This window comes from Mycobacterium sp. NGS57, assembly GCF_059812405.1.
Map to the genome: position 1 here is coordinate 509,913 of NZ_JCALCP010000002.1, position 15,826 is coordinate 525,738.

Here is a 15,826-nt window from a genome sequence, read left to right on the forward strand (position 1 = left end):
TCTTCTCGAGGCCTGCCAAAAGGCCGTAGTAGCCGGCACCCGCAGCGGGGTCTGATCCCAGGCCGACCCCCGCCGTGGGTCGGAAGCTACTGCCGTCGGTCGCCCTCTGATCAGAGAAGACCGACACCATGTCTATCCCGTCCATCCCCCTTCGCGACCCGGCGGACGGCTGGTTCGTCGACCACTTCGGCGCCGCGCTGCCGCGCGGTCTGCGCGAGGAGGCCGGGGCGATGTCGTGGGAGAGCTTCGTCGCCGCCTACGGTGACACCGCCGGTCCGGTGCGACTGGGGCAGTGGGCCTGCACCGACATCGAGCGCCCGGCGGGGCGGCTGGGCCCCCAGGCCCGCAACTTCCGGGCCACGATCGCCGTCGGCGATGAGCTCGGGACCTCGACCGCCGCCGCCGGCGGACCCGTCGCCGCCTTGACCGCGATGCTGCACGAGCGCTCGATCACGGTGGAGATGTTGAGGTTTCACCAGATCCGCTCGGCCGACGTCACCGCCACGTTCATCCGCGGCAGCGACGGGATCCGCGCCGAGTGGGCGATGGGCTGGTCGCAGGATCCGACGGAGTCGGCGCTGCGCGCGGTGATCGCCTGCGCCAACAGGCTATTGGCCGGGCAAAAAGCGTGACTACAGCGGGCGCAGCACGATCGGCATGCCGTCCTTGGGCACCGGCATGCCGCCGTAGTCCCACTCGGCCTCATATCCGGGGTGGGGCAGCTCGAGTCGGTACTTGCGCAGCAGCCGGTGCAGGATCGTCTTGATCTCCAACTGCCCGAACGCCATTCCGATGCACTTGTGCGCGCCGCCCCCGAACGGGCTGAACGCGTAGCGGTGCCGCTTGTGCTCGCTGCGCGGCTCGGTGAACCGGTCCGGGTCGAATTTCAGCGGGTCGGTCCACAGCTCGGGCAGCCGGTGATTCATGCCGGGATAGGCGATGACGTTGGTGCCCTTGGGGATGTAGTAGCCCAGCAGATCCGTGTCGCGCACCGTCTGGCGCATGGCCCACTGCACCGGCGTCACCAGGCGGATCGACTCGTTCATCACCAAGTCCAGCGACTCCAGCTTCTCCAGCGAGTCGATGTCGAGCGGACCGTCGCCGAGCCGGTCGGACTCGTCGCGGCAACGCTCCTGCCACTCCGGGTTGGCGGCCAGCTGGTAGATCATCGTCGTCGACGTCGACGTCGACGTGTCGTGGGCGGCCATCATCAGAAAGATCATGTGGTTGACGATGTCCTCGTCGGAGAAGCTGTTGCCGTCCTCGTCCTCGGTGTGGCACAACACCGACAGCAGGTCGTTGCCGTCCTTGCCGCGCTGTTCCTTGACCCGCTCGCGGAAGTAGTTCTCCAGCAGCTCGCGCGCCTTGAGGCCGCGCCACCAGGTGAACGGCGGAACGCTGGTGCGGATGATCGCGTTGCCGGCGCGGGTGGTGACGGTGAACGCCTTGTTCACCTTGGTCACCAGCTCGTGGTCGGTGCCCGGCTCGTGGCCCATGAACACCATCGAGGCGATGTCGAGGGTCAGCTCCTTCATCGCCGGATAGAGCAGGAAGCGCGCGTCGTTGACCACCCAGTCGTTGGCAACCGTCTTCGACACGACACTGTCCATCTGCTCCACATAGGAGACCAGCCGGGGCCGCACGAAGGCCTCCTGCATGATCCGCCGGTGGAACATGTGCTCCTCGAAGTCGAGCAGCATCAGCCCGCGGTGAAAGAACGGCCCGATCACCGGGACCCAGCCCTGCTGCGAGTAGTCCTTGTTGCGGTTGGAGTAGATCACCTGCGCGGCATCGGGTCCCAGTGCCGCGACGCCCGGCAGGACCGGCGAGTCGCCGAACACGACCGGGCCCTTGGTCCGGTAGAGGTGCATCAGGTAATCCGGTCCACCGCGCAGCATCTCGATGATGTGCCCGAGTACCGGCAGCCCCGCGTCACCGAGGACCGGCTTGAGCTCCGTGCCCGGCGGGGGGTCGGCGAGCTTGCGCTCCGGGAACTGCGTGTTCAGCAGCTTGCGCTCCACCACGCCCATGCCCGGGAAGTTGTTGAACGACGGGGTCAACCGGCGCCGCGCCTGGTCAAGCAGGTAGTGCGGCGTGCTGATGGTGGCGGCCATTGCGGCTCCTTTGCGCTCCTGTGCAAGCGGGGAGAGGGGTGACAGCGGTCACTGAGCCCTATCCTTCGGGACAAAGTTGACGGCTGTCAAGTTTGCTTTTCCCCCGGCGTGGTGCAAGGTCAAGGGCGTGAGCAGCCAGCCGGGCGAACCGGCGATCCGCCGGCGCGGTGACAAGCACCGGCAGGCGATCATGCAGGCGGTGCGCGACCTGCTCGAGGAGAAGCCGTTCGCGGAGCTGTCGGTCAGCACCATCAGCCAGCGCGCCGGGGTCGCCCGCTCCGGTTTCTACTTCTACTTCGACTCCAAGTACGCGGTGCTCGCCCAGATCGTGGCCGAGGCGGCCGAGGAACTCGAGGAGCTCACGCAGTACTTCGCCCCCCGCCAGCCGGGCGAGTCGCCCGAGCAGTTCGCCAAGCGGATGGTCCGCAGCGCCGCCGCGGTCTACGCGCACAACGATCCGGTCGTGACCGCGTGCAATGCCGCCCGCTACACCGACGCCGAGATCCGCGACATCCTCGAGCGCCAGTTCGAGGTCGTGCTGGGCGAGATCGCCGACGTCGTCGATGCCGAGATGAAGGCCGGGACCGCCACGCCGATCAGCGACGACATCCCCACCCTGGTGCGGACTTTGGCCGGTGCCACCGCGATGGTGCTCACCGGCGACCCGATCATGGTCGGCCAGCAGGGCGTCCGCGACGACGACATCGAGCGCCGGGTGCGCGTGCTCGAGCAGCTGTGGCTGAATTCGCTGTGGGGTGGGGGCCCGAAATAACGCGGTAGGGTCACGGCCATGGCGGCATCGGGACGGTATTACGCGGGGAAGCGGTGTCTGGTGACCGGCGCGGCCAGCGGCATCGGTCGCGCGACCGCGCTGGCGCTGGCCGCCCAGGGTGCCGAACTGTATCTGACCGATCGCAACCCCGACGGTCTGGAACTGACCGCGGCCGACGCCGCCGCGCTGGGGGCGCGGGTGCCCGTCCACCGCGCCCTCGACATCGCCGACTACGACCAGGTAGCGGCGTTCGCCGGGGCGATTCACGCCGAGCACCCGAGCATGGACGTCGTGCTCAACATCGCCGGGGTGTCGGCGTGGGGCACCGTGGACCGGCTGACCCACGAGCAGTGGCGCAAGATGATCGCCATCAACCTGATGGGACCGATCCATGTCATCGAGACGTTCGTCCCGCCGATGGTGGCGGCCGGGCGCGGGGGGCGGGTGGCCAACGTGTCCTCGGCGGCCGGTCTGGTCGCGCTGCCGTGGCACGCCGCCTACAGCGCGAGCAAGTATGGGCTGCGCGGACTTTCGGAGGTGCTGCGCTTCGACCTGGCCCGCCACCGCATCGGGGTGTCGGTGGTGGTGCCCGGCGCGGTGAAGACACCGCTGGTGAACACGGTCGAGATCGCCGGGGTCGACCGCGAGGACCCTCAAGTCGCGCGGTGGGTGGACCGCTTCAGCGGTCACGCCGTGTCGCCGGAACACGCGGCCGGCAAGATCCTGGCCGGCGTGGCGAAGAACCGCTATCTGATCTACACGTCGCCGGACATCAGGGCGCTGTATGCGTTCAAGCGGCTGGCGTGGTGGCCCTACAGCGTGGCGATGCGTCAGGTCAACCGGATCTTCACGCGGGCGCTGCGTCCCGCTCCGGTGGCGTCAGTCCGGCATGGCCAGCTCGAGGCGCACCCCGAGTAGCCGGATCGGCCGGTCCAGCTCGAAGAGGTCCAGCACGCGCAGGGCGGCGCCGGTGATGGTGCCGGCGTCGGTGTTGGGCTCGGGCAGCTTGCGGATCTTGGTGCGGGTGTAGAACGTCGCCGTCCGCACGGTGACCGCGACGCGGGTGACGATCCGCCCGCCCGCCAGCACGTCGTCGAGCGCCTGTTGCGCCAATCGCGTTACCGCGGCGTGCATTTCGGCGCGGTCGGTCAGGTCTTGGGGAAACGTGACGACGTGGCTGCGCGAGCGCGGAATCCAGGGTTCGGCGCTGACGTCGGCGTCACCGCCGCCCTTGGCCAGCAGCAGCAGCCACAGGCCGGTGCGCGCGCCGAACGCCGACGTCAGCAGCTCCGGATCGCTGTACGCAAGTTCGCGCACCGTCGTGATGCCCAGGGCCGCAAGCTTTTTCGTGGTCTTGGGACCGACACCCCACAGTGCGTCGACGGGGCGGTCCGCCATCACCGTCATCCAGTTCGCGTCGGTGAGCACGAAGACGCCGTCCGGTTTGGCGAAACCGGTGGCGACCTTGGCCCGCTGTTTGTTGTCGCTGATGCCGACGGAGCACGACAGCCCGGTTGCCGACGAGATGGTCGTTCGGATCCGCTCGGCCACGTCGACGGGATCGTCGTCGGTCACCTTGATATAGGCCTCGTCCCAGCCCCACACCTCGACGGGGTTGCCCAGGTCGCGCAGCAGCCCCATCACCTCGTCGGACGCCGCGTCGTAGGCCGCCGGGTCCGACGGCAGGAAGGTCGCGTCCGGGCACCGTCGTGCGGCGGTGCGCAGCGGCATGCCCGCGCGCACCCCGAAATTGCGGGCCTCGTACGAGGCGCACGTGACGACCTTGCGCGGCTCGGCCGGGTCGCCGTTGCCGCCGACGATGACCGGCAGCCCGGCCAGCCCGGGGTGGCGGCGCAACTCGACCGACGCCAGGAATTGGTCGAGGTCCACGTGCAGGACCCAGCCGGTCACCGCCCGCACAGCTTGCGCGCCAGGCTTTCCCACGCGTCGCCGAGCTGCGCCAGGGTGCGGCCACCGGCGTCGAGTTGGTGCTCCACGTAGTCCGGGTCGAGCAGGGCCAGCAGCGCGTCGGTCTGGGCATCGAGGTCGCCGGTGCTGTGCGCCGAAGCCAGCAGCATCCGCACGTGGGTCCGCTGCACCGCGACCGGCGGCCCGAAGCGGCTATGCGGGGCGCGGTTGGCCGCCGACAGCAGCGCGCGGTGGGTGTGCACGAAGCGCATCCGGTCCCGGCCGAAGGCCAGCAGCCGATCCAGCGGCGGGGCGTCGGGACCCAGGGGCGGTGGGCCGAACAGGAAAGCCTGCTGGCTGGCGCGCTCGTCCTCGTCGAGCAGCACCATCATCAGGCCGGCCCTGCTGCCGAACCGGCGGAACAACGTGCCCTTGCCGACGCCGGCGGCCGCGGCGACGTCGTCCATGGTGACGGCGTCCGCGCCGCGCTCGGCGACCAGCGCGCGGGCCGCGTCGAGCAGCAGCGCGCGGTTCCGCGCCGCGTCACCGCGTTCCTGCGGGAGCTCTGGTGGCGCGCAAACGGGCAACTCGGCACCCCTCATCCCTGCACTGTAGCGCCGCCGGAATAAACCGGACCACGGTCCGGTTTGCTCGTGCGAAGATGTAGACCGACAAGCGAAGGGACTCCGAAGTGCCAGAGAACTCCGACATCAAGGTCTTGGCGTTGGTGGGCAGCCTGCGGGCGGCGTCGATCAACCGCCAGATCGCCGAGCTGGCCGCGGCGGTCGCCCCCGAGGGCGTCTCCGTCACGGTGTTCGAGGGGCTCGGGGAGTTGCCCTTCTACAACGAGGAGATCGACGACGCCGTCAGCCCCGGTGTCGCGGCGCCGGCCCCGGTGGCCGCGTTGCGTGCCGCGGCGGGCGGCGCGCATGCCGCCCTGGTGGTCACCCCGGAGTACAACGGCAGCATTCCCGCGGTCGTCAAGAACGCGATCGACTGGCTGTCGCGCCCGTTCGGCGACGGCGCGCTGAAGGGCAAGCCGATGGCCGTCATCGGCGGGTCCTTCGGCCGCTACGGCGGGGTGTGGGCACACGACGAGACGCGCAAGTCGTTCGGGATCGCCGGCGCCCGCGTGCTCGACGCGATCACGCTGTCGGTGCCGTTCAAGACCCTGGAAGGCAGGGCGCCCGCGGAGCACGCGGAGCTCACGGCCAACGTGCGCGACGTGGTGGGCAAGCTCGCCGCCGAAGCCGGCTGAATTTCGCTTTGCTGGCGGGCCGGGATGCGACCGGCGCCCGGCCCGGCCGGGCGGCACGGCGGAGCGTAGTTGTCGGTGGCCGCTGATATACCGGTGGGCATGCACCCCGTCGATCGATTTGTGATCTGCGACACGCCGGTGGCGCGCGCGGCGGACGGCTCGCGACCAGCGAATTTCAGAATTGTTATTCAGAACATCTTGTATCTAGACAAGTTGTCGGCCACTAGGTGTAGTGTTTCGAGCACCGGCAGATCCCAAGATCCCCAAGCCGGCCGGGCTTGGGGGACCTCCCTGAATCGGCTTGAAGGCATCGAAGCGCGCTGTTTCGACCCGGACCGCCGCACGACGGGAATCTGGGGCCCTGACGGACCGCTGAACAACAGCGATGACCGAGTTCGTTGCACTACCCCCTTAGTTGCCAGTCCGTATCAGGTCCACCTTCCGCAAAGGAGCGGCATCCATGAGCATCACCGTGTACACCAAGCCGGCTTGCGTACAGTGCAGCGCCACCTACAAGGCGTTGGACAAGCAGGGTTTGGCCTACGAGAAGGTCGACATCACGCTCGACTCCGAGGCACGCGACTACGTGATGGCGCTGGGCTACCTGCAGGCCCCGGTGGTGGTGGCGGGCAACGACCACTGGTCGGGGTTCCGGCCTGACCGCATCAAGTCGCTCGCCAGCGCCGTGCTGAGCGCGTGAGCATACAGAGGTAGACGTTTAGGTAAGGAGGTTGCGGTGCCATGGACGTCACGCGGCGCAACCTGGTCTATTTCTCTTCGGTGTCGGAGAACACCCACCGCTTCGTGCAGAAGCTGGGTGTTCCCGCCACGCGGATACCGCTGCACGGGCGCATCGAGGTCGATGATCCGTACGTCCTGATACTGCCGACCTATGGGGGTGGGCGGGCCACGCCGGACATCAACGACGGCGGCTACGTCCCCAAGCAGGTCATCGCGTTTTTGAACAACGAGCACAACCGGTCGTTGATCCGCGGCGTCATCGCCGCGGGCAACAACAACTTCGGGGCCGAATTCGCCTACGCGGGCGACGTCATCTCCCGTAAGTGCGGCGTGCCCTACTTGTACCGATTCGAATTGATGGGAACCCCGGACGACGTGGATGCCGTCCGCGCCGGTCTCGCCGACTTCTGGAAGGAACAGACGTGCCACCAACCGTCGCTGCAGAGCCTGTAATTGCCCCCGCGCATGTGGTGCCCGAAGAGACGGACTACCACGCGCTGAACGCGATGCTGAATCTGTACGACAAGGACGGCAGGATTCAGTTCGACAAGGACGTGCTCGCGGCGCGCCAGTACTTTTTGGAGCACGTCAACCAGAACACCGTCTTCTTCCACAATCAGGACGAGAAGCTCGACTACCTGATCCGCGAAAACTACTACGAGCGTGAGGTTTTGGACCAGTACTCGCGCAACTTCGTCAAGACGCTGCTGGACCGGGCCTACGCCAAGAAATTCCGCTTCCCGACGTTTCTGGGTGCGTTCAAGTACTACACCTCCTACACGCTGAAGACGTTCGACGGCAAGCGCTACCTGGAGCGCTTCGAGGACCGCGTCGTCATGGTCGCGCTGACGCTGGCGGCCGGCGACACCGGGCTGGCCGAGAAGCTGGTCGACGAGATCATCGACGGCCGGTTCCAGCCGGCCACCCCGACGTTCCTGAATTCCGGCAAGGCGCAGCGCGGTGAGGCGGTCAGCTGTTTTCTTTTGCGCATCGAGGATTCCATGGAGTCGATCGGGCGGTCGATCAACTCCGCGTTGCAGCTGTCCAAGCGCGGCGGGGGAGTTGCGTTGCTGCTCAGCAACATTCGCGAACATGGGGCACCGATCAAGAACATCGAGAACCAGTCCTCGGGCGTCATCCCGATCATGAAGCTGCTCGAGGACTCGTTCTCCTACGCCAACCAGCTGGGGGCGCGGCAGGGCGCGGGTGCGGTGTACCTGCACGCGCACCACCCCGACATCTACCGCTTCCTGGACACCAAGCGCGAGAACGCCGACGAGAAGATCCGGATCAAGACGCTCTCACTCGGCGTGGTGATTCCCGACATCACCTTCGAGCTGGCCAAGAAGAACGAGGACATGTACCTGTTCTCGCCGTATGACGTGGAGCGGGTCTACGGCGTGGCGTTCGCCGACGTCTCGGTGACCGAGAAGTACTACGAGATGGTCGACGACGCGCGTATCCGCAAGACCAAGATCAAGGCGCGCGAGTTCTTCCAGACGCTGGCCGAACTGCAGTTCGAGTCCGGCTACCCGTACATCATGTACGAGGACACCGTGAACCGGGCCAACCCCATCGACGGCAAGATCACGCACTCGAACCTGTGCTCGGAGATCCTGCAGGTGTCCACGCCGTCGCTGTTCAACGAGGATCTGTCGTATGCCAAGGTGGGCAAGGACATTTCGTGCAACCTGGGGTCGCTGAACATCGCCAAGACGATGGACTCGCCGGACTTCGCCCAGACCATCGAGGTGGCCATCCGCGCACTCACCGCGGTCAGCGACCAGACCCATATCTGGTCGGTGCCGTCGATCGAGCACGGCAACAACGAATCGCATGCCATCGGGCTGGGGCAGATGAACCTGCACGGCTACCTGGCCCGTGAGCGCATCTTCTACGGCTCCGAAGAGGGCGTCGACTTCACCAACATCTACTTCTACACGGTGCTCTATCACGCGCTGCGGGCGTCGAACCGCATCGCGATCGAACGCGGCACGCATTTCAAGGGTTTCGAGAAGTCCAAGTACGCGTCGGGCGAGTTCTTCAACCGCTACACCGACCAGGTGTGGGAACCGGCGACCGAGAAGGTGCGCCAGCTGTTCGCCGACGCCGAGATTCGCATTCCGACCCAGGACGACTGGAAGCGGCTGAAGGAGTCGGTGCAGGCGCACGGCATCTACAACCAGAACCTGCAGGCGGTGCCGCCGACCGGGTCGATCTCCTACATCAACCACTCGACGAGCTCGATCCACCCGATCGTGTCGAGGGTCGAGATCCGCAAGGAGGGCAAGATCGGGCGGGTCTACTACCCGGCGCCGTACATGACCAACGACAACCTGGAGTACTACCAGGACGCCTACGAGATCGGCTACGAGAAGATCATCGACACCTACGCCGCGGCCACCCAGCACGTGGACCAGGGGCTGTCGCTGACCTTGTTCTTCAAGGACACCGCGACCACCCGCGACGTGAACAAGGCGCAGATCTACGCCTGGCGCAAGGGAATCAAGACGCTGTACTACATCCGGCTGCGGCAGATGGCGCTGGAAGGCACTGAGGTGGAGGGTTGCGTCAGCTGCATGCTGTAGTCCGACGCCGCGTCTCGGCGCACCGGATCGGGCCGAGTCTGCCCAGGTCAGCGGGGCCCGCGCGGTATGGTGCTTGATGTGGTGAGAATGCCTCGGCCAGCTAGGCCCCACCCGAGCGCGAATCCGGGGGCCAAGGTCGACGCGCGCAGCGAACGCTGGCGCGAGCACCGCAAGAAGGTGCGCGGCGAGATCGTCGACGCGGCGTTCCGCGCCATCGACCGGCTGGGACCCGACCTGAGCGTGCGCGAAGTCGCCGAGGAGGCCGGCACCGCCAAGCCGAAGATCTACCGGCACTTCCACGACAAGTCCGACCTGTTCCAGGCGATCGGGGAGCGCCTGCGCGACATGCTGTGGGGGGCGATCTTTCAGTCCATCGACCTGAAGACCGACTCGTCGCGCGAGGTGACCCGGCGCGCCGTCGAGGAGTACGTCAACCTGGTCGACCAGCACCCCAACGTGCTGCGCGTCTTCATCCAGGGCCGCTCGGCGGCCAGCCCCAAGATCCTCGACGAGGGCCGCGGGATCACCCTGGCCCTGGCCGACATGTTCGACAACGAGCTGCGCGAGATGGAGCTGGACCACGCGGCGATCGAGCTGGCCGGGCACGCGGCGTTCGGGTCGGCCGCGTCGGCCACCGAGTGGTGGCTGGGTCCCGACCCCGACAGCCCCCGGCGCATGCCGCGCGAGCGGTTCGTCGCCCACCTGACGACGATCATGATGGGGGTCATCGTCGGCACCGCCGAGGCGCTCGGCATCACGATGGACCCCGACCAGCCCATCCACAGCGTCGTGCCCAGCAACCCCGCCGCCAGCTGACCCGCGTTGACATATCCGATACCCTGAGTACTGGATATTTGCGTAACTACTAGGAAGACCGATCCAGCGTGACCGATTCCATGACACAAGCCGAACCGACCAGTCGGGCGCCCGAGCCGGTGCACACCCGCGCCATCATCATCGGGACCGGGTTTTCCGGGCTCGGCATGGCCATCGAGCTGCAGAAGCAGGGCGTGGACTTCGTCATCCTGGAGAAGGCCGACGACGTCGGCGGCACCTGGCGCGACAACAGCTATCCCGGGTGTGCCTGCGACATCCCCTCGCACCTCTACTCGTTCTCCTTCGAGCCCAAGCCGGACTGGAAGAACCCGTTCTCCTATCAGCCCGAGATCTGGGACTACCTCAAGGGGGTCACCGAGAAATACGGGCTGCGCCGCTTCATCGAGTTCAACTCGCTCGTCGACCGCGGCCACTGGGACGACGACGAGAACCGCTGGCACGTCTTCACCACCGACGGGCGCGAATACGTCGGCCAGTTCCTGATCTCGGGGGCCGGCGCGCTGCACATCCCGTCCATCCCCGACTTCGAGGGCAAAGACGAATTCCGCGGTCCCGCTTTCCATTCCGCGCAGTGGGACCACAGCGTCGACCTCACCGGCAAGCGGGTGGCGGTGATCGGGACCGGCGCCAGCGCGATCCAGATCGTGCCCGAGATCGTCAAGCAGGTCGCCGAACTGCAGCTCTACCAACGCACCCCGCCGTGGGTGGTGCCGCGCTCCAACCCCGACCTGCCGGTCGCGCTGCGCCGGGCCATGGAGAACGTCCCCGGGCTGCGCGCCGCGGTGCGGCTGGCCATCTACTGGGGCCAGGAGGCGCTGGCGATCGGGATGACCAAGCGGCCGGGCGCGCTGAAATTCATCGAGGCCTACGCCAAATACAACATTCGCCGTTCGGTCAAGGACCGCGAGCTGCGCCGCAAGCTGACCCCGCACTACCGCATCGGCTGCAAGCGAATCCTCAACTCCTCCACCTACTATGGCGCGGTCGCGGACCCGAAGACCGAGCTGGTGACCGAGGGGATCAGCCGGATCACGGCCGACGGGATCGTCACTGCCGACGGGCGCGAGCGGAAGGTGGACGTGATCGTCTACGGCACCGGCTTCCACGTCACCGACTCCTACACCTACGTCCAGATCAAGGGCCGGCACGGCGAGGACCTGGTCGACCGCTGGAACCGCGAGGGCATCGGCGCGCACCGCGGGATCACCGTCGCCGACGTGCCCAACCTGTTCTTCCTGCTGGGGCCGAACACCGGGCTGGGGCACAACTCCGTGGTGTTCATGATCGAATCCCAGATCCGCTACGTCGCCGACGCGATCAAGACCTGCGACAAGCGCGGCGCGCAGGCGCTGGCCCCCACCCGCGCCGCCCAGGACCGCTTCAACGACGAGCTGCAGCGCAGGCTGGGCCCATCGGTGTGGAACAGCGGCGGCTGCAGCAGCTGGTATCTCGACGAGCACGGCCGAAACACCGTGCTGTGGGGCGGCTACACCTGGGAGTACTGGCGGGCGACCCGCTCGGTCAAGCCCGGGGAGTACCAGTTCTTCGGCGGGCCTGCAAAGCTAGGCAGATGAGCGCTTATCAGACCGTCCTGGTCGGCACCGATGGCTCGGACTCGTCAATGCGTGCGGTGGACCGCGCGGCCGCGATCGCCGCGGAGCACGGCGCGAAATTGATCGTTGCGACTGCGCATCTCCCCGTCCCCCAGGAGCGCGGCCGCTACGCCATCCCGCCGGGGAGCGACCACGGCCAGGATTATCGGACCGTGGGCGAGGCCCCGTTCTACAAGATCCTTCAGGACGCCAGGGAACGGGCACACCAAGCGGGCGCCCAGAACGTGGAGGAGAGGTCGATCGCCGGTTCCCCCGTCAACGTGCTGGTGCAGCTCGCCGAAGAGGTCCACGCCGACCTGATGGTCATCGGCAACGTCGGGCTCAACAGCTTCGCCGGGCGCCTGCTGGGATCGGTCCCGTCCGAAGTCTCCCGCAAGGCCAAGACCGACATCCTGATCGTCCACACCGCCTGAAGCGTCTCGGCGTCAATCACCGGCTGAGCAGCTCCGCGAAGGCGCGCGCGGCCGCGTCGACGCCGGCGTCGTCTTCGGTGGCCACGAGATCCAGTAACAGGCCGCGGATTACGGCCAACCCCAGCCGGGCCATGGCGGGGTCGAACGCGGCGCCGACGACGGCCCGGACCTCGTCGAGCCACCCGTCGACGGCGCCGGGAACCATTGCGGCAAAAGGCTTTTCGCCCTGTGCGGCGCGGGCGTAGCACTCGAAGAACAGGCGTTCGGCCTGCCGCAGCTCGGGTCGCCGCACGTCGGCCCACATGGCGGCGAAGCCCTCCGCCGGGCTCGTCGGCAGCCCGGGCAGGAGCGCCATCTGGCGGCGCTCGACCTCGTCGACGATCGCTACCAGCAGGTCCTCGCGAGACCCGAAGTGGTGCAGCAACATTCGGTGGCTGGTGTTGACGGCGGCGGCCACGTGGCGCAGGGAGCGGTCGCCGACGCCGCCAGCGGCAAACTCCTCGACGAGCGCGTCAAGCAGCTGTCGGCGGCGCCCGACGTCAGGGGTGCGCGCCATCGGCGCGGCTGAGTTGCTCGGACCGGGCCTTGAGGCCCTCGGCCTCGAGCTTGAGGTAGCGCTTGGTCATCGAGCCCATGAGCCGCCCGACGAGCGCGCCGAGTACGCCGTTCTGGTCGATCCGCTGCCGCACCAGGGTGCCGCCGCCCGGCTGGGGGATCACGTCGTGGCGGGCGCTCGCCCGCGCGCCGGGGGCGCGCTGCTCCCAGGTCCACGACGAACCCGGGTCTATCTCGGTGACCCGCCACACCAGCTTCGACATGCGGGGCTGCTTGATCGCGAACCGTTTGCCGACCGCCAGACCGGGCCCGTCGACCGCGGCCAGCGACGTCACCGACGCCGTCCACTCCGGCCAGCGCTCGACGTCGCTGAACACCTGCCACACCACCTGCGGCGGCGCGTCGATCTCGATGCTGTCCTCGGTAATCATGTACCAAATGGTACATGCCGTGCCGCGGGTTGAACAAGGGCCGGTCAGTCGGGCCGGCTGCCGATTTCCAGGCCCGCCAACTGCGTGGTGCCGTCGAAAATGACGCGGCCCCACTCGCGGACCGTGCAGCGCAGGGTGCCGGCCAGATACTCGTAGTCGGTGTCGACGTTGCGGCGCTCCGCGGGCAGCGGCACCGGAAGCACGTGGGGCCCCGCGTCGTCGCCGCGGCCGTCGAGCTCGACGTGGTAGCGCGGGGTGCGCGCGTCGACCCGCCACCGCCGGCCGTCGCAACGAGACGACACCCAGGCCGGGGGAGTGATGCGCAGGACCCGATCCTGTAGTCGCACAACGACTCCGGTCACCTCACGCCGCAGCGGCCCGAACTCCAGCAGGCCCCCCGAGAACGCGACGGACACGTCGCCCTCGTCGAAGTCGTGGGCCTGGCCCCACCACCAGCGGCGTGGAAAGCCCGCGCCCCAATTGCGTTCGCAATACAGCGCGGCGTCGGCGAACCGCCACTGCTGGTCGCCGCACGTCACCGTCCCCGAGGCCGTGCCGCCCAGGCGGTAGGGATGCCAGTACTGATTCAGGAACGGCACCGACGAGACCGCGCCACCCCCGGCAAAAGCCTTGGGCCATGGGAATTCTCGGGTGACCGTGAGGTCGATCGCGCTGTCGCCGATGGCCATGTGTAGCCGCTCGGCGTCGGCGTCGACGAAGTCGCCGCCCGCGCGGGCGGCGACCGAAAAGCGCGAGCGGTCGGCGCTGACGCCGTCGATCGCGGCGGAGCGCACGATGCCACCGGGGTGCAGCGCGATCGCGGCGGTCGACCAGTCGCCGTCGGGGTGCCGGTTCGCGCTGCACAGGGCGACCACGACGCGTCCGTCGGCGGGGTCGGAAAGCCGCCAGAACCAGCCCTCCATCTCGGTGCCGTGGGAGGGCAGCGGATCGCCGAACGGCACATCGGCCCCTGTCCGGCGATAGAGGGAGACAAATTGCTGCGCCGCGCGGGTAATCGGGGCGAGGATGTCCACGGCGCTTCTCATACCCCCGCGCGCGGCGTGCGACACGGCAAAACACAACCTCTTGTGTTGCACCGCCTTGTCGGGCCCCAGGGGTAGTGTCTGAAGTCTCAAGTACAGGCCAAACCGTCTGGTGAAGTGGGGTTCCGGTGACCGAAAACATGAAGCTGATTGACCGCGTTTCGGCGATCAACTGGAACCGTCTGCAAGACGACAAGGACGCCGAGGTCTGGGACCGGCTGACCGGCAATTTCTGGCTGCCCGAGAAGGTTCCGGTGTCCAACGACCTGCCGTCGTGGGGGACGCTGACCGCCAACGAGAAGCAGCTGACGATGCGGGTGTTCACCGGCCTGACGTTGCTGGACACCATCCAGGGCACCGTCGGGGCGGTGAGCCTGATCCCGGACGCGCTGACCCCGCACGAGGAGGCCGTCTACACCAACATCGCGTTCATGGAGTCGGTGCACGCCAAGAGTTACAGCTCGATCTTTTCCACGCTGTGCTCGACGGCCGAGATCGACGACGCGTTCCGCTGGTCGGAGGAGAACCCCAACCTGCAGCGCAAGGCCGAGATCGTCATGCAGTACTACAAGGGCGACGAGCCGCTGAAGCGCAAGGTGGCCTCCACGTTGCTGGAGAGCTTCCTGTTCTACTCCGGGTTCTATTTGCCGATGTACTGGTCGAGCCGGGCCAAGCTGACCAACACCGCCGACATGATCCGGCTGATCATCCGCGACGAGGCCGTGCACGGCTACTACATCGGCTACAAATTCCAGCGCGGCCTGGCCCTGGTCGACGACGCCAAGCGCAACGAGCTCAAGGACTACACCTACGAACTGCTCTTCGAGCTCTACGACAACGAGGTCGAATACACCCAGGACCTCTACGACGAGGTCGGGCTGACCGAGGACGTCAAGAAGTTCCTGCGCTACAACGCCAACAAGGCGCTGATGAACCTCGGCTACGAGGCGCTGTTCCCGCGCGACGAGACCGACGTCAACCCGGCCATCCTGTCCGCTCTGTCGCCGAACGCCGACGAGAACCACGACTTCTTCTCGGGGTCCGGCTCGTCGTATGTGATCGGCAAAGCCGTCGTCACCGAGGACGAGGACTGGGACTTCTAGAAAAACGGGGTGTGAATTTCCGGGGCGGCACGGCCCTACGGTGGCGCCGCTGACCGGATAGCCGCGACACTGATGAGCGTGGCGATAACCCCATCCTCAACGGCCGCGTTCTTCCGTTCCGTGATCCGGTGGCTGCAATGCGGCTACCCGGACGGCGTTCCCGGGCCCGACCGGGTGCCGCTGCTGGAGCTGTTGCGCAGCACGCCGCTCACCGGGGAGCAGATCAAGCAGGTCGTCGACGCCATCGACGAAGAAGTCGCTCCGGATGACGAGATCGGCCGCGATGTGATCGCCGACTTCATCTCCGGGGTGACGCAGCGCGACGCCGGCCCGGAGAACATCGCGCGGGTGGCCGCCCGGCTGGCCGCCGCCGGCTGGCCGCTGGTCGGCATCTCCGTAGGGCCCGAAACGATCGCCGACCGCGACGAGGCGACGGATCAGATCTCGTGA

At 67.4% G+C, this 15,826-nt stretch carries 18 protein-coding genes; 12 read left to right on the forward strand and 6 right to left on the reverse strand.

What is annotated here, in order from left to right:
* The first annotated feature begins 128 nt into the window (after positions 1-128).
* Entirely contained in the window at positions 129-632 is a 504-nt protein-coding gene (locus AC5Y43_RS05940; protein WP_499970245.1) for a homocitrate synthase, read from the forward strand.
* On the opposite strand, the gene AC5Y43_RS05945 is transcribed toward AC5Y43_RS05940, so the two are convergent.
* Positions 633-2,114, reverse strand: coding sequence for a cytochrome P450 (locus tag AC5Y43_RS05945; protein ID WP_499970247.1), 1,482 nt, complete (start codon positions 2,112-2,114; stop codon positions 633-635).
* 127 nt (positions 2,115-2,241) lie between these two features.
* Here AC5Y43_RS05945 and AC5Y43_RS05950 point away from each other — a divergent pair, with 127 nt between their 5' ends.
* Together AC5Y43_RS05950 and AC5Y43_RS05955 are read left to right on the forward strand one after the other, a co-directional pair.
* Complete coding sequence (locus AC5Y43_RS05950) at positions 2,242-2,886, forward strand: TetR/AcrR family transcriptional regulator (RefSeq protein ID WP_499970249.1); 645 nt, start codon at positions 2,242-2,244, stop codon at positions 2,884-2,886.
* An 18-nt stretch (positions 2,887-2,904) separates the two neighbouring features.
* Complete coding sequence (locus AC5Y43_RS05955) at positions 2,905-3,804, forward strand: SDR family oxidoreductase (protein ID WP_499970252.1); 900 nt, start codon at positions 2,905-2,907, stop codon at positions 3,802-3,804.
* Here AC5Y43_RS05955 and AC5Y43_RS05960 read toward each other — a convergent pair.
* Both AC5Y43_RS05960 and AC5Y43_RS05965 read right to left on the reverse strand, forming a co-directional pair.
* Complete coding sequence (locus AC5Y43_RS05960) at positions 3,766-4,806, reverse strand: DNA polymerase IV (RefSeq protein WP_499970486.1); 1,041 nt, start codon at positions 4,804-4,806, stop codon at positions 3,766-3,768. The two genes, AC5Y43_RS05955 and AC5Y43_RS05960, sit on opposite strands and share 39 nt — an antisense overlap.
* Positions 4,794-5,396 carry a TetR/AcrR family transcriptional regulator gene (locus AC5Y43_RS05965; RefSeq protein WP_499970254.1) on the reverse strand — a complete coding sequence of 201 codons (603 nt, stop codon included), beginning with the start codon at positions 5,394-5,396 and terminating at the stop codon, positions 4,794-4,796. The genes AC5Y43_RS05960 and AC5Y43_RS05965 overlap by 13 nt, the downstream gene beginning before the upstream one ends.
* 89 nt (positions 5,397-5,485) lie before the next feature.
* Here AC5Y43_RS05965 and AC5Y43_RS05970 point away from each other — a divergent pair, with 89 nt between their 5' ends.
* From AC5Y43_RS05970 to AC5Y43_RS06000, 7 genes are all read left to right on the forward strand, one after another.
* A complete protein-coding gene (locus tag AC5Y43_RS05970) occupies positions 5,486-6,052 on the forward strand; it encodes an NAD(P)H-dependent oxidoreductase (RefSeq protein ID WP_499970256.1) in 567 nt (188 codons plus the stop codon).
* A 460-nt stretch (positions 6,053-6,512) separates the two neighbouring features.
* On the forward strand, positions 6,513-6,752 hold the full coding sequence (locus AC5Y43_RS05975; RefSeq protein WP_499970257.1) for a redoxin NrdH: 240 nt from the start codon (positions 6,513-6,515) through the stop codon (positions 6,750-6,752).
* A gap of 41 nt (positions 6,753-6,793) precedes the next feature.
* Positions 6,794-7,246 carry a class Ib ribonucleoside-diphosphate reductase assembly flavoprotein NrdI gene (gene nrdI, locus AC5Y43_RS05980; RefSeq protein ID WP_499970259.1) on the forward strand — a complete coding sequence of 151 codons (453 nt, stop codon included), beginning with the start codon at positions 6,794-6,796 and terminating at the stop codon, positions 7,244-7,246.
* Entirely contained in the window at positions 7,216-9,381 is a 2,166-nt protein-coding gene (gene nrdE / locus AC5Y43_RS05985) for a class 1b ribonucleoside-diphosphate reductase subunit alpha (RefSeq protein ID WP_499970260.1), read from the forward strand. Before nrdI ends, nrdE begins: the two co-directional genes overlap by 31 nt.
* An 87-nt stretch (positions 9,382-9,468) precedes the next feature.
* On the forward strand, positions 9,469-10,197 hold the full coding sequence (locus tag AC5Y43_RS05990) for a TetR/AcrR family transcriptional regulator (protein WP_499970261.1): 729 nt from the start codon (positions 9,469-9,471) through the stop codon (positions 10,195-10,197).
* Between the two features lie 80 nt (positions 10,198-10,277).
* On the forward strand, positions 10,278-11,792 hold the full coding sequence (locus AC5Y43_RS05995) for a flavin-containing monooxygenase (protein WP_499970263.1): 1,515 nt from the start codon (positions 10,278-10,280) through the stop codon (positions 11,790-11,792).
* Positions 11,789-12,244, forward strand: coding sequence for a universal stress protein (locus tag AC5Y43_RS06000; protein WP_499970264.1), 456 nt, complete (start codon positions 11,789-11,791; stop codon positions 12,242-12,244). Before AC5Y43_RS05995 ends, AC5Y43_RS06000 begins: the two co-directional genes overlap by 4 nt.
* Before the next feature lie 16 nt (positions 12,245-12,260).
* Here AC5Y43_RS06000 and AC5Y43_RS06005 read toward each other — a convergent pair whose 3' ends face one another.
* The 3 genes from AC5Y43_RS06005 to AC5Y43_RS06015 are packed head-to-tail and all read right to left on the reverse strand — an operon-like array spanning position 12,261 to position 14,264.
* Positions 12,261-12,800, reverse strand: a complete 540-nt coding sequence (locus tag AC5Y43_RS06005; RefSeq protein WP_499970266.1) for a TetR/AcrR family transcriptional regulator — start codon at positions 12,798-12,800, stop codon at positions 12,261-12,263.
* Positions 12,784-13,230, reverse strand: coding sequence for an SRPBCC family protein (locus AC5Y43_RS06010; protein WP_499970267.1), 447 nt, complete (start codon positions 13,228-13,230; stop codon positions 12,784-12,786). Before AC5Y43_RS06010 ends, AC5Y43_RS06005 begins: the two co-directional genes overlap by 17 nt.
* 44 nt (positions 13,231-13,274) lie before the next feature.
* Positions 13,275-14,264, reverse strand: a complete 990-nt coding sequence (locus tag AC5Y43_RS06015; RefSeq protein ID WP_499970268.1) for a tocopherol cyclase family protein — start codon at positions 14,262-14,264, stop codon at positions 13,275-13,277.
* 137 nt (positions 14,265-14,401) lie between these two features.
* Here AC5Y43_RS06015 and nrdF point away from each other — a divergent pair, with 137 nt between their 5' ends.
* Positions 14,402-15,376, forward strand: a complete 975-nt coding sequence (nrdF, locus tag AC5Y43_RS06020; protein ID WP_499970270.1) for a class 1b ribonucleoside-diphosphate reductase subunit beta — start codon at positions 14,402-14,404, stop codon at positions 15,374-15,376.
* Positions 15,377-15,448: 72 nt separating this feature from the next.
* On the forward strand, positions 15,449-15,826 hold the full coding sequence (locus AC5Y43_RS06025; protein ID WP_499970272.1) for a DUF3349 domain-containing protein: 378 nt from the start codon (positions 15,449-15,451) through the stop codon (positions 15,824-15,826).

Excerpts from the sequence above, each read along its gene's own strand:
- AC5Y43_RS05940 (WP_499970245.1), top strand. The coding sequence starts at position 129 with ATGTCTATCCCGTCCATCCCCCTTCGCGACCCGGCGGACGGCTGGTTC.
- AC5Y43_RS05945 (WP_499970247.1), bottom strand. The coding sequence starts at position 2,114 with ATGGCCGCCACCATCAGCACGCCGCACTACCTGCTTGACCAGGCGCGG.
- AC5Y43_RS05955 (WP_499970252.1), top strand. The coding sequence starts at position 2,905 with ATGGCGGCATCGGGACGGTATTACGCGGGGAAGCGGTGTCTGGTGACC.
- AC5Y43_RS05965 (WP_499970254.1), bottom strand. The coding sequence starts at position 5,396 with ATGAGGGGTGCCGAGTTGCCCGTTTGCGCGCCACCAGAGCTCCCGCAG.
- AC5Y43_RS05975 (WP_499970257.1), top strand. The coding sequence starts at position 6,513 with ATGAGCATCACCGTGTACACCAAGCCGGCTTGCGTACAGTGCAGCGCC.
- nrdI (WP_499970259.1), top strand. The coding sequence starts at position 6,794 with ATGGACGTCACGCGGCGCAACCTGGTCTATTTCTCTTCGGTGTCGGAG.
- AC5Y43_RS05990 (WP_499970261.1), top strand. The coding sequence starts at position 9,469 with ATGCCTCGGCCAGCTAGGCCCCACCCGAGCGCGAATCCGGGGGCCAAG.
- AC5Y43_RS05995 (WP_499970263.1), top strand. The coding sequence starts at position 10,278 with ATGACACAAGCCGAACCGACCAGTCGGGCGCCCGAGCCGGTGCACACC.
- AC5Y43_RS06000 (WP_499970264.1), top strand. The coding sequence starts at position 11,789 with ATGAGCGCTTATCAGACCGTCCTGGTCGGCACCGATGGCTCGGACTCG.
- AC5Y43_RS06005 (WP_499970266.1), bottom strand. The coding sequence starts at position 12,800 with ATGGCGCGCACCCCTGACGTCGGGCGCCGCCGACAGCTGCTTGACGCG.
- AC5Y43_RS06010 (WP_499970267.1), bottom strand. The coding sequence starts at position 13,230 with ATGATTACCGAGGACAGCATCGAGATCGACGCGCCGCCGCAGGTGGTG.
- AC5Y43_RS06025 (WP_499970272.1), top strand. The coding sequence starts at position 15,449 with ATGAGCGTGGCGATAACCCCATCCTCAACGGCCGCGTTCTTCCGTTCC.